Raw genomic sequence first — 13,756 nt, forward strand, 5'->3', positions numbered from 1 at the left:
AGTAAACGGCAGGTTCGTCAGCGTTCTGTGAGTTCACCGGCCCGCGGATTTCGCATCTGCGGCGAATGTCTTCTCTAACGGGCCGCAGCGCAGCGATAGGAGAGCACGATGAATGTCTCTAATGGGCCGATTACCCCGGGTCGTGCCAGTAGGATGCTGCACACGCTCCAAGGTCCGATCTGAGCCCGATGCGGCTATTACTCTATCCAACGAAGGTTGCTGCTAGGTCCCATTGGCGGTCGTTCCGATCATAGTGGGTGTTTCCAAGCTAGAATGCAAATGCGGACGTTCCTTAGAAATATATTCTGCACGTACCCGGAACAGACTTTTGCAGCCGCTGTACTGCCCGCAACTATTCAGTTGTTCCTTCAGGCAACCCGGCTTTCCGCAAACCGTCGAGATAGCGTTCCAAATCGCCTGTGTCCTTAAAATAGGGCAGGTTCTCTCGAAGTTGGGCGATTGTTAAATGAGGCAACAATTCCAGAAGCTTTCCACGCGCGGCCGCTGCCTCTGCAAACTGCCCCAAATTTCCGGCACTTGCGGCGAGCGTTCGATGCCCGCCTGGAAACTGAGGGTTTGCCTCTACGGCTTTCCTCGCCCACCCGACCGCCTCCCCGTCCAAGCCGGCCACAAAAGCGGCAATTGACAAGTAGCCATACCAAGTCGCGATATGAACGTCGCGTGGGCTTAGACGAAATGCGGCTTCATACTGCTCGAGCGCCGCATCGTATTTGCCCGCAACCCCGAGCGCTGCCCCCAATAGTGCAAGGTTTTCAGCTTCTTTCGGGTTGGCGGCGACGGCTCGCTCGTAGTAGCGGAGCGCGGTATCGTGGTTGTTTGAAAAGAAGTGGACGAGCCCAATCGACCTGAGCGCTTGGGAATCCTGGCTATCCAACGCGAGGCCACGTTCGGCGCTCAGCAGGGCCTCCTGAAATGAGTCTTCCCGCGACTCGCTCCAGCCAAAAAAGCCGTCCATAAGATACGCCACAGCCAGGGTACTATGGGAGTTCGCCTGGTTCGGTTCTAAGTCGATGGCTTGACGCAGAAAACGCTGGGCTTTCGCATTGTCGTCTTTGGTAAAGCGCAGTAAGTGCCAGTAGCCGCGCATGAAGGCGTCCCAGGCATCGAGATTGCGTGTTTCCATTCGTTGAGCGCGCTTAAGTTCTGCGGAAAGAAACTCGGGGGCAACCGATGTGACGATACGCTGGGTGATCTCGTCCTGAACTTGAAAGATGTCCTTTAGCTCCCGGTTATATCGCTCCGCCCAAATATGTTTGTCTTCGAGCGCATCGACAAGCCGAGCCGTGATCCGGAGGCTTTCATCGGATTTTCGGACGCTGCCCTCCAGAATGTACTGAACCCCAAGTTCGTGTGCGACATCCTCAATGTCCACAGACACGTCTTTGTACGCAAAGCTCGAGTTTCGGCTGATGACGAAAAAATACCCGAAATCAGAAAGATCCGAGATGATGTCCTCGGTCATCCCGTCCGCAAAGTACTCCTGCTCCATGTCGCCACTCATATTTGCGAAGGGTAGCACCGCAATTGAGGGTTTATCAGGCAGGGGCAGCGCTGAACTCGCAACTGGCACCTGTTCTTGATTGGACGCCCACGGTTTTTGCCACTCAACACCGAACACCCCTCCAAAAAGTGCCAGAATGGCGACAGCAATTGCCGCCGGGAGCCAGCGCGCGAGCGTCGGCCTTGCCACGCCGATAACCTTTCCTGCATCCTCCGGCCCCAAGAGCACCCTGTATGCGCGAACCGGCTCTGCAATGTTCTTGACTTTTAGCGCGCCGAGCGACTCGAAACCGGCCCCAAACTTAGTTTTGACTTGGTCGAACGCCGTTCCCGATATGCAGATGCCGCCTGGATCAGCCATGGCCTCGAGCCGCGCGGCAATATTGACGCCGTCGCCGTAGATGTCGTCGTCTTCGACGACTACGTCGCAAAGATTGATTCCCATTCGAAATTCGATACGGTCGTCCTCGAAGAGTTCGGCATTGTAGGCGGCTACATTGCGCTGGACAGTCACGGCGCAACTTATGGCCTCGACGACGCTTGCAAATTCGACGAGTGCGCCGTCGCCCATGAGCTTAACAACGCGACCGCGATGTTCGGCGATCTCCGGATGGATGATTTCGCTGCGCAATTCTTTGAGGCGGGTGACAGTTTCTTCCTCGTTGGCCTCAGTCAGGCGGCTGAAGCCAACAACGTCGGCTGCGAGTATGGCGGCTAGGCGGCGCTCCATTGACCACCCTCCCTAGCTACAAATTCTAGCGTATCAGCCTCGAAGAATCCATTGCCGGTGAGAAAATGCAGTTATCGTTCGGTGATATATTGTAGCCACATGACCAACTTCTAGTCTCCGAAATTCCCATAGCAATCGTTTTTAGCCTCAATAGAAGTCGTGGCGAGGAAGCTCCATCTGGCTTCTCGATTTACAAAGTCGGCTTTGTCCGCTCTGCTAGTTCAGCCAGCCCTCTATTTCGCGCACGCGGCGAATGCCCGGAAAGCGGGCTGCGACCGCAGCATTTCGGTTGGTAGATGGATGTCGGCAATGGGCCGCCCCTCAACGGTCAGTAGAAGTCGGATTGGCGAAACTCCACATCGCCTCCGATGACCGCAACGAACCCCCATTGCCGGATACCGGGTTCCGCATAAAGGTCGGCTTTGCGCAGAGCAGATCAAAATCGCATCAACAAAAAAGCGTCTGTTTGGGAATAGCAGTTTCGGGTAGTTCCTTCCTGCTAAGGCGCGGCCACTGACAAACTCACGCCTACGTACTCTTTCGTGTTTGATAATGGGCCCCGCCGAGGCATCCGTGAGTGAGGGGGAGGCTCGACCTCGGCAGGGCTTCCACTGTCGAGCTATACTAATTGAAGTATCTGCCCGACAGTCGGCGCGCGCTCCAGCCAATATGTAGCTTTGGTCGCTCGCCTGATAGTAGTCAAATGTCCGCTATTAGCGCGGGCTTAAATAATCCACCTGAGGTCGGTTCGGAGCCCAATCTGACCGATGCTGCAAAGCGCCCGCGTGTCTGGTTTGGGACATTTTGAACCCAAAGTATGCTCAATCAGGCTCCCGAAGACCTGCTATGAGAACCATGTGTCGCCGAGGCAATAGCCTCTTGGAAAGGGGTCTTCAGGATCGACTCCATAGTAACTGACTCCTGTCAGCCAGGCTCGGCCTGAAATCTGCGGCAGAATAGCGGGTACGGATCCCACTTTTATCTGCTGCAGGATTTTGCAGTCAAACTTGGTGTCTAAAATGGATATGTGGCGAAACAGTTCTCCGACTTCCAGATCGCCTCGGGCATGCAGCAAGGCCATGCGGGCCGATGTTCCGGTGCCGCAGGGACAACGGTCCAGACGACCCGGTGAAACAACCACCGCATTTTTTGAAGATTTTACACCATCGATGATCTCCAATGGACTGGTAAATTCGATCTGATTGATGGTGTGGATGCCCGGGTTCGTAGGATGAACCGAAGGCAGTTGAACCGCTGCCGCACTCTTGATCGCCTCGCCGACCTCAACCAAATGTCGTGCGTCTTCTCGCCTGAGTTCGACGCCTGCATCTGCCGCATCCACAATGCAGTAAATCATACCGCCATAAGTTCGCAGATGTCGAACGTTTGCGTCTGCAGCGAATGGCAGTAATGCGGACTGCGTCCGCAGCATTGAGATGCCATGGCCAATGTCCGATTAGGGCCGCCCGCGAAGACGGCCCGCTCTCTCAGATTTCAACAGCTTCAGAGATCGCCAGTGCATCTTCAAGCTCAACGCCCAGATACCGGACGGTGCTGTCCATCTTGGTATGTCCGAGCAAGAGTTGAACTGCCCGCAGATTGCCGGTTTTCTTGTAAATCTGGGACACCTTGGTTCGACGCATCGAATGCGTGCCGTACGCACTTGGCTCCAATCCAATCGACTTGACCCATTCGCGAACCAGCCGCGCATATTGTCGAGTTGAGATATGAAGGCGTTCGTGGAAACGCCCTGGCCAGAGATACTCGGAGCCGACCATCAATGGTTCCTCCATCCACCTCAAGAGCGATTTTTGTGTTCCTTCTGTGATCTCGAACCGGACCGGTTTTTGAGTTTTGCTCTGGATGATCGATGTGCGCTCTTTGATCTGACCGGCTGCATAGATATCGGCGACCATCAATTTGACCAGATCACACCCGCGCAGTTTACTGTCGATTGCCAGATTGAAGAGAGCAAGATCGCGAAAATTGTCCGCAATCTCTAATCGAACGCGAATGGCCCATACATGTTTTGGCAGCAAGGGCCTTTTCTGGCCAACGATACGTCCTTTGTTCCAGGCCGGACGGCATGCGCGAATGGCGGGTAAGTTTGGGATGTGCATGGTAATTCCTCCAATCCGCCACACCCCGCCTCAACGCCAACCCGACGTTGACGAAAGATCATACTAACTGGATGTGCGTACGCGGAGAATGGCTGCGAAGAGCCCACAGCAGACAATTCAGTTTTCGACCTTTCCAGAAAGTTTGAAAACCTCAATCGGCTCCCGCATTCCCTTAAGTGTCAGTTCACCCGCGGAATCGGTAATGAAGTCGTTTTCCACTGCAATTGCAGCCCGCGGTGACAACAAAATTTCCCCGTCTTCGGCTTGATCACAAAGCCTCGCAGCAAGGTTTACCGATGTGCCAGACGCGGTGTAGTCGTAGCGACCTTCGTAGCCAACCATCCCCACCGTCGCGTAACCGAGCGAAACTCCGACGCCGAACCCCAACCGGTGCCCAAGTCGCTTCCAGCTCTTGCAAAGCTTGGTCATCCGGGCACGCATCGAGAGCGCGAGCCGCACCGCATCACCCGCCGGATCATCGCAAGGAATGGGGTCGTTGAATAGCACCATGATTCCGTCACCCGACCGGTGATCGACACCTGCACCATGCTCGCTGATAAGGCGTCCCATTTCCCGGTGATAAGTTTGAAGAATTTCGATGGTTTCCTCCGGTTCGGCGGTTTCGCAGAATGCTGTGAAACATCGGATGTCGCAGACGAGAACGCCGAGAAGGGCCCGGTGGCTCGAAAGCATCTTTTCGGAGCCTTTGGAAACTACAGTGTCAGCTACGGCCGCCGGGAGAAAACGCTTGAGTTTGCCCATCCGCTCGATCTCGCCGACCTGTTCTTTCACTCGGTCGCCGAGCTCGGCATTGAGTGCTTCGAGAGCCCTAAATTGCCGAACGTTTTCAATGGCGATTTCGGCCTGATCAGCAAATGTCTGCACCAATGCTATCTCGTCTTTGGTGAAAGGCGCCACTTCCCTCCGGTAGAGAAACAACACTCCGAGTGAGGAGTCCGCCGTCAACAATGGAACCGTAAGAAGTGTGCGTATGCCCTCCACTTCGACCGCGTGAACCCGGTGCGGCTGCCCGGCATCGTAAATTTGATCGCGTGCATCGGCGATCTGCAATGGTTCACGAGCTATCATAGCCTGAACTGTCAGCGACTGTTCCGGGTCCATCGGAAGAGGGTTCGCGTTTATCAGCTCTACGAACTCTGACCGTGCGCCATGATAGGCTGGGATTGTCAGGTGGGTTCGCTCTTCGTTAGCCAAGAACAGACATGCAAACGGCGCATTGCACAAACGCGCTGCGCTTTCGAGGATCACATCAAAAACAGGCTTTTCGTCGTCGCGGGAGCGGGAAATGACCTGTAGAATTGCTCGCAACGCGCTCGCGCGCATTCGTAAGCTCTTCATTCAGTTCTTGGTGATCTGTTTCCTCTGACTTCCAATCCACTATTGCGCCTTTGATGACGATTGAACTGATTCAATCGTAGTCATGCAGCCGGTTGCTTTCCAGTCTGTGCAACTTGACGCTAATTTGTTAGGCCGTCTTTGCCTAAGCACCGACGTTAGAATCCATTGCGTTTAGCGACGAACGGTGCCTTTGTTGCGCAGACCGTTAGTTCGAGTTGCCTTCGGCTTTGCTCCTGCAGCGAATGGCGGCAATGCGGGCTGCGACCGCAGCATCGCGACCTGCTGCTGGATGTCGGCAATGGGCCGCTCCTGTCCTGAGGCAGAAACGTTTTGAGACGAGATGTTACGCTTGCTCCAATTGCAGCAAAAGCCCCGACCGGAAGTGATCAAACTCAGGCGCCCGCAGTTGCAGTGATGCGATCGACTGCGCCGTCTGCTGCTCTGTGAAAGAAAAGCGGACCTTGGTTCCCGGCGCAGCGAGTTTTTAGACAAGGATGACTGAGTTGCGGACAAAGCACCAATTCGGGCGTTGCCAACTTGCTTGAGAGCGCCACAACGTGTCAGGATCACGTGCCCAGATAGGCGATACAGTCCAGCTTGACCTTCATCTCCCAAACCTGCCCCGCGCCGATCGACAGTCGTGCGGGAAAAGGGGGCGTAAAATACTCGGCATAGGCGGCGTTTGCCTCTTCGTAGTCGTCGGGATCCTGCAGATAGAGACCCATCTTGACCACGTTCGCCAGCGTGGCGTCATGTGCGGCAAGAATGGCCTTGATATGTTCCATGGTGATGCGCAGCTGTTCGGCGGCCGTTGTGCCCAGAATTTCATGGGTATCAACATCCAGAGATCCAATTCCAGAGAGGAAAAGAAAATCTCCCGCACGCACCGCCTGTGAATAAGGGCCAGCCCCGGAAGGTGCATCAGCTGTGGTGTTCACGATGAGGGTCATGGGTCAGCTCCTTTGCACTTGATGGTGCGGAAACAGAAAATGCGCGTCGTTCCTGCAGGGGTGTCCGGCCGAATTGCCTGGAGTAACGTTTGGCAAGATAGGATGAGGTTGAAAAACCACATGCCAATGCAACCTCGATCACCGGCAGCGCTGTCTGACGCAAGAGCGATCTGGCAAGTTGCAACCGGCATTCCAGATAGAATTGTTTGGGTCCGCGCCCCAAATTCATCTGGAACAGTCTTTCAAGCTGCCTGAGCGATATGCCAATCCGTGCCGCAAGTGTCTCCAGCGGAAGCGGAAGTTCCAGATTGCCCTCCATCAACTCGACGGCTTGGCGCACATATGGATCTGCGATGCCCGGATGCAGATTGTGGACCGGCCAATGGTTTGCTGATGGCTGTCGGATCGTGTCGTGCAACAATTGTTCAGCGACCTTGTTGGCCAGATCGATCCCGTGTGTTGCGGCGACAAATGTCAGGGTCAGGTCCACCACAGTTGTTCCACCCGAACAGGTAAAGATCGGTCCATCCGTTTCAAACAGCGCATCCGTCAGGTTGAGATCGGGGAAGGTTTCGCGGAATGAAGCGCGATCCTCCCAATGGATGGTGCAGCGACGTCCTTTGAGCAGCCCGGCGTGCGCCAGAACCCACGTGCCGGTCGAGACCGCCCCTATACTTATGCCCGATGCCCTCAGGCGGCGCAGCTGGGCCATCACCTGCGGCGTCGCCTGCTGGTGCCCATCAACGCCGCAGCACACCACGATGGTGCTGAGCGGTGGCGCATCCTGTAAGCTATAGTCGGCTTGCACGCTCAAGCTGTTCATGGATTTGACCGGACCGGGGTGCGCGCTGATCGTGCACCAGGAATAGAGCGGTTTTTGCCCCACGTAATTGGCAAGGGCCAACGCATCAATCGCGGCGGAAACCGACAGCATCGGGTGTCCGGGGCAGAGCAGAAACCCGTACATCTCTGGTTTTCTGCTGTCGCCAGGATTCATTTACAACCTTTCCTGCCATGCCCCAATTGGGTCAGGGCCGGTTACTCGGCCCCATCCCCGCATCTTAGGATCGAAGCGATTAGCCCCGCAAGTTGCGGGTCGCTTCGGCATCGACCTCGCTATCGGGGGTCAGCACAACGCCATAGTCCCGCTCGGCCGCTTCGCGGCTGACAAGGCCGAGACGAACATCCTCGGCCACCAGCGCTGCCGGACGCTCTTTGGGGTTGCCCAGCCCGCCACCGCCGGGGGTGCGGAAATCAAAGACCTCGCCCGCCGGGATTTCCTGCTTGCCTTTACCGTTCAACTCGATCTCGGAGTGCATCAACCGCAGTACTCCGGGGGCACCATTCAGCCCGCCATCTCGGCCTAAGGCGGGGTATTTCACCCGATCAACGGTGGCAAACCATGTGATTGGTTGATTCTCACGGCTTTCCAATTCGATATTCTGACCCAGACCACCACGATAGAGCCCTGCGCCACCGGAATCGGTCCGCAGCTCTCGACGACGGAACAGCAGCGGAGCGACGCTCTCGGTGATTTCCACCTGTGCACCATAAACGCCACTGGGGAAAGCCGCGACCGACAGACCATCCTTGCCCGGTCGCGCGCCCGTGCCACCGTTGTGCGTAACCTCCACAGCATATTGGGTCGCATCCTGACCCTTGTTCATCTCGAAGCCGCCGCGCAGGGGCAGATCATACATGCAGGACGACCCTTCGGCCGGAACCCGATCGGGTATCGCCTGATGCAGGCAGCCATACATAAGGTCAGGCATGATCTGGCCAAGGATGTGCCGTTGCGCTACCGGGGCGGGGCGAGGGGCGTTCAGGATGCAGCCTTCTTCGGGCCCTGTGACCTCGAAACAGCCGAGCGAGCCCGCGTTGTTCGGCACCTCAGGGGCGAAGAGGCAGCGCAAGCCAAACACCGAATAGGCCGTCGCATAGTTCAGCGGGACGTTGATGCCATAGCGCGAACAGGGGGAAGAACCGGCGAAATCGACCTTCAGCGTACTGCCCTGTATGGTCATCGTGGCGACCATATCGATCTCGAATTCGTAGCCGTCCACACGCATCGAATGGGTGTAGGTGCCATCGGGCACTTCGGCGATGGCCGCCTCGGTGATGCGCCGCGACGTGTCGAAGATATACGTGCCAACCCGGTCAAGCGAGGTGATGTTCAGTTCTCGCATCATGGATGCCAGCCGGTCCGAGGCCACATCGCAGCACGCGATCAGGGCGTAAACATCGCCTTCGTTCTGGAAGGGTGCACGTGAGTTGTATTTGATCAGCTGCATCAGCATATCATTCATCTTCCCGGCATCCACCAGCTTGATCGGCGGGATCATCAGCCCCTCGTCATAGACATCGGACCCGTCCGGCCCCATGCCCAGGCCACCCAGATCGACCAGATGCGAGGTGCAGGACACCATGCCCACCAATTTGCCATCCAGAAACGATGGCTGGACCAGAACGAAATCATTCAAATGTCCCGAGCCGAGCCAGGGGTCATTGGTCAGATAGGTATCGCCTTCGGCCATGGTTTCGGGCGGGAAATACTCGGTAAAGTACTTCACAGATTCCGCCATGGTGTTGATGTGCCCCGGCGTGCCGGTGACGGCTTGCGCAAGCATGCGGCCCTCAACATCGAAAACGCCGGCCGAGATGTCCCCGCTTTCGCGGACGATGGGCGAAAAGGCGGTGTGCATCAAAGCCTGCGCCTGCTCATCCACCACCGATTGAAGGCGGTTCCACATCACCTGAAGTTCGATTTCCGACGCGGCAGAGTTCTGTACGTTGCTCATGGTCAGATCCCCTTATCCAATCCGGTTCATCACGATGTTGCCTGCGGAGTCGATCACCGCCTGAAAACTGCGAGCAACAAGCGTTGTGGTTTGCGATTCCGCGATCAGAGCAGGGCCTTCAACCCGGTCGCCGGTAGATAGATCCGCACGATTGAATGTTTCCACTTCGATCATCTGCTCGTCCTTTCGCGAATAGATTCGCGTTTTGCCTGACGGCTTGGCCGGGTTGGTATTTGCCGGAATCAAAGCTTTTGCGGGCGGTGTCGTCATGGTTGCCGCCACAAATGCCCAGTTGATGATCTCGATATCCACGCCGGGCACCAGTCGGCCAAACATGTCCAGATACATCTCCTCGAAGTTCTGGCGCAGAATTTCACCCGTCTCGGCTGTGATCGGCCCCTCGGGGACAATCACCTCAAGCTCATGCCCCTGACCGTCGTAACGCATGAAGGCCACGCGTTTTTCATTCAACGCGTCATCGTTATTCCCGGCCCGAACAATATCGCGCGCCTCGGTCTCCATCTCGGCGATCAGTCTGGAGACCAGGCTGGCGTCGAAACTGCTGAGGCGACAATAGAGTGAGCGGATGATCTCATACGAGACAGGAGCGCTCAGGAATCCGATGGCCGAGCCAACGCCGGGTGCACAGGGGATGATGATACGGTCAATATCCGTCTTGTCGGCGATACGGCTGGCATGCAGCGGACCGTTGCCACCGGTTGCGATCAGGGTTCCTCCGGCCACTTCCTGACCCCATTCCGCAGCGTGCACCCGTGCCGCGTTGGCCATGCTTTCATCGACCAGTTGTGAGATGCCATAGGCCGCGACAGTCGCGTCAAAACCCAACGGGGCGCCAATTTGCTCGGCCACGACCGCCTCAGCGCTGTCGCGGTCAAGCCGGAACTTGCCTTCGGCGAAATTGTCTGGGTCCAGATATCCCAATATCAGATCGCTGTCGGTCACGGTGGGTTTGCCCCCCCCTTTGCCATAGCAGACCGGGCCTGGGTCCGAGCTGGCGCTGTCAGGCCCGACCGCAATACGACCCAGCGAGTCAATTCGGGCAATGGAACCGCCGCCCGCACCTATTTCAATCATTTCAATGACGGGGATACGCACTGGCAGGCCTGATCCCTTGATGAAGCGGGCTGCGCGCGCAATTTCGAACTGTCGGGATCGATGCGGTTTGTAGTTTTCCAGCAGGCACAGTTTGGCAGTGGTGCCGCCCATATCGAACGCGACGACCTTGTCGGCTCCGCATTGCTCTGCCACCTGACAGGCCAGGATCGCACCACCCGAAGGGCCAGACTCCACCAACCGGATCGGTGCCCTGATCGCGGTGTCCAGCGTCGTCATACCGCCGCCAGAGGTCATGATGAACAATGAAGATTCAATCCCTTCAGCCGTAATCGCTCCTGAGAGATCTTCAAGATAAGAGGCCATCAGCGGCTTGATGTAGGCATTGCCAATGGTGGTGCAGGCCCGGTCATATTCGCGGATCTCAGGGCAGACATCAGCCGAGATCGTGACCGAAATATCCGGGCAGACCTCCTGCAGAATCTCACGTACACGACGCTCGTGCGAAGCGGTCAGATAGGAATGCAACAGGCACACCGCGATGCTTTCGATGCCATTCTCCAAAATCTGTTCGGCCACGGCGCGGACGCTCTCTTCGTCCAGCGCGGTGATGACTTTCCCGTCCGCATCAATTCGTTCGTTCACCGTCCAGCAATGGTCCCGACGGACCAGCATTTCGGGCTTGTCGATCATCAGGTCATATTGATCATAGCGCCGCTCATAGGCGATTTCGAGAATGTCACGAAAGCCTTCGGTGGTGATAAACCCGGTTTTAGCACCCTTGCGTTCGATCAACGCGTTCGAGGCCAACGTCGTCCCGTGAATAATTGTGCCGATCTGATTTGGAGCGATCTCGGCCATCTCGATCACAGCACGAATACCGTTGAGCACACCTTCGATCGGACGGGCAGGTGTCGTGAGGGTTTTGGTCGTGACCAATTGACCGCCATGGTCAAGCGCTACATCGGTGAATGTACCGCCTATATCTACCGCAAGACGGTCAAGAATGCGTTCGCTCACATGTTGTTCCTTTGTTGAGTACGGTGCCAGAAACCGACTTTCAGACACTTGCCCATTATTCGCCATTCACGAGCGGAGGAGGGTACTAACTCGCCAAAAGAAGGATAACTTTTCGCCGCACGTCGGGCGCATTTCGACCACGCTTGGACGTCAATGAGCCGTGTGCCTGTTGCCTGAAACCAGCCGATATGAAAATTTGCACCATTTCGTCCTCTACCATGGATTCAAGCATTCGCAATTTCACCCCGGCAGGTGAAGCGACACCTTCGCCCGAGCCAGCGTCAAACTAACCTAGATGCAAGGGGCATTCGATGTGAATCCAACCGCGTAAATGTAGTTCCCGACCGATGGAGCGACTATGCAAATGGGAGTTAGAAACATGAACTTCGGCATGTCAGAATGATAGCTTAAAAAGGATCACCCAGCAGTTAGGGTGAGAATTTCTAATCGGTCTCAATGTCTCTGGGTTTTAGCTGTGGCACTCGGTTTCAATGAACCGAATGACGCAATTGTATTTGGCTGACCTTCATTCGCAAAAAAATGGAGGCGGCTTTGCCCAATCCGTCTACAATCGAACCATTCACTGTTGGCGACCTTGTCGCGTCTCATTTTCCATATTCGGATGGCGGTGCAAAAACCAGTGTCTGCGCCGTCGTTGCACACGATCCGGATCTGAACGAGGTTGTCGTTGCTTATGGAACATCAAAGCTTATGGAACATCAAATCTGCAGTTGGCAATGCCGGCAAAACGCCTATGCAGACCTTCCGAGAAACGCTACACATCGCCGTGGACAAGACGATCAGGGCTTCCGATCCGTCGGACAGCCAACAACCCATTCTCAGCACTGTTCGCTGAGGTCCCCGTCAGAACAAACCTGAAGTTTTTCAGATGGTTTCAACGGAGCGCCGTCCGGTTACTTTGCGGGAAACACCATTCCAGCATACGAGCTGATCAAGAAAACGGGCTTCGAGTTGGGCAAATATTTGCACCGAATGAATGACCGCAATCTGGAAAAATCCTCTTCGTCGCCGCAAAAAACGTGCGGCAAGGGCGATAGCTTTCTGCATCAGCAACAGCGGCACTAGCAAAAGGCAGCACCGTTTCACAACCTGTGAGTTCACAGGCTCTCAAATTTGGCGCATGCGGCGAATGACTGGAAAGCGGGTTGCGATTGCAGCATCTTGACGGTTGGTCGAAGGTCCGGAATGGGCCGTCCGCGCTGTTGCAGAAGAGTATGAAAGTAGGCCCAAGAAACAAAAAGTCTTCCTAAGGTCTGCGGAAGTGCTCTCTTAAATGCTGGATAAACAAACGGACGCGGTGGGGTAGGAACGCTTTGTTGGGGTATATGCCAAACACCCCGACTTCGGGAAATCTGTCATCCAGATAAACGGGAGCGAGTTGTTGGGCCTCAACCAGGTCCAAAGCCATGATCTCCGGCAATAGTCCGATCCCCATTCCCCGGGTCAGTGCCTCTCGGTAGATGTGGGTCTGGTTTATCACCATGCGCCAGGGTTGCCGTAATTTGTGCAGGCCGGTCTGTGTCAAGAGCGGCCAGCTATCGCCAAAGCGTGAGCCGCCGAAGGCCAGACAGGCATGGTTGTCGAGCTCCTGAACGGTGGTCGGCACGCCATATCTTTCAAGATAGGATGGGGCAGCGAACAAACTCAGCCGGGTGTCAGTCAATTTGGTGACAATCAGAGAGCTGTCTTCAAGCGAGATCGCCAACCGGATCGCAAGATCGACCTTTGCACCGACAAAATCAGTCTGATCATTCTCGAACACCAGATCGAACAACACTTGCGGATAGAGCTTCTGGAAGCTTTCAACGGCATCCATCAGCAGAGTGCCCATGCCTTCGGGCGCCGCTACGCGGACAATGCCCGAAGGACCGACGCCTTTTCGATCCGCAACATTCTGTTCAAGTTCCGCCAACTGGTCCAGCATGGCTTTGCAGCCGTGATAGTAACGCTGACCCGCGTCGGTCACCTCCATCGACCGTGTGGTGCGGTTGATAAGCCGCAGACCCAGCATCGTCTCAAGATCGGCCACATGTCGACCTACGATTGCAGGGGTAACGTTCTGGTCCGCGGCAGCGGCTGCGAAGCTGCCCAGTTCAACCACGCGGGCGAAAACAGCCATCTTCCTGAGCTTATTCATTCGATACTTTCAGTAAGTTCTCTGTT

The 13,756-nt window shown here is 55.9% G+C and carries 9 protein-coding genes; all 9 read right to left on the reverse strand.

The genetic code is table 11. The features are described from left to right. Positions 1-352: 352 nt before the first annotated feature. The 9 genes from MHN28_RS22140 to MHN28_RS22180 all read right to left on the reverse strand — a co-directional run bounded on the left by MHN28_RS22140 (position 353) and on the right by MHN28_RS22180 (position 13,730). The gene (locus MHN28_RS22140) at positions 353-2,251 is read right to left on the reverse strand and encodes an adenylate/guanylate cyclase domain-containing protein (RefSeq protein WP_239344906.1); all 1,899 of its coding nucleotides are present in this window, start codon (positions 2,249-2,251) and stop codon (positions 353-355) included. Between the two features lie 844 nt (positions 2,252-3,095). Further along, entirely contained in the window at positions 3,096-3,683 is a 588-nt protein-coding gene (locus MHN28_RS22145; protein WP_370645787.1) for a proline racemase family protein, read from the reverse strand. A gap of 55 nt (positions 3,684-3,738) precedes the next feature. Then, entirely contained in the window at positions 3,739-4,371 is a 633-nt protein-coding gene (locus MHN28_RS22150; protein ID WP_239344910.1) for a tyrosine-type recombinase/integrase, read from the reverse strand. Between the two features lie 117 nt (positions 4,372-4,488). Next, on the reverse strand, positions 4,489-5,715 hold the full coding sequence (locus MHN28_RS22155; protein WP_239344912.1) for an adenylate/guanylate cyclase domain-containing protein: 1,227 nt from the start codon (positions 5,713-5,715) through the stop codon (positions 4,489-4,491). A 581-nt stretch (positions 5,716-6,296) separates the two neighbouring features. Next, positions 6,297-6,680, reverse strand: a complete 384-nt coding sequence (locus tag MHN28_RS22160) for a RidA family protein (RefSeq protein ID WP_239344914.1) — start codon at positions 6,678-6,680, stop codon at positions 6,297-6,299. Continuing rightward, positions 6,652-7,677, reverse strand: a complete 1,026-nt coding sequence (locus tag MHN28_RS22165) for a GlxA family transcriptional regulator (protein ID WP_239344916.1) — start codon at positions 7,675-7,677, stop codon at positions 6,652-6,654. The genes MHN28_RS22160 and MHN28_RS22165 overlap by 29 nt, the downstream gene beginning before the upstream one ends. Positions 7,678-7,756: 79 nt before the next feature. Then, positions 7,757-9,478, reverse strand: a complete 1,722-nt coding sequence (locus MHN28_RS22170; protein ID WP_239344918.1) for a hydantoinase B/oxoprolinase family protein — start codon at positions 9,476-9,478, stop codon at positions 7,757-7,759. Positions 9,479-9,490: 12 nt separating this feature from the next. Continuing rightward, a complete protein-coding gene (locus tag MHN28_RS22175; RefSeq protein ID WP_239344920.1) occupies positions 9,491-11,572 on the reverse strand; it encodes a hydantoinase/oxoprolinase family protein in 2,082 nt (693 codons plus the stop codon). A 1,267-nt stretch (positions 11,573-12,839) separates the two neighbouring features. Next, positions 12,840-13,730, reverse strand: coding sequence for a LysR family transcriptional regulator (locus MHN28_RS22180; protein WP_239344922.1), 891 nt, complete (start codon positions 13,728-13,730; stop codon positions 12,840-12,842). Positions 13,731-13,756 lie beyond the last annotated feature (26 nt).

Origin of the sequence: Ruegeria sp. Ofav3-42 (genome assembly GCF_022347725.1) — a bacterium.
GTDB lineage: Bacteria > Pseudomonadota > Alphaproteobacteria > Rhodobacterales > Rhodobacteraceae > Ruegeria.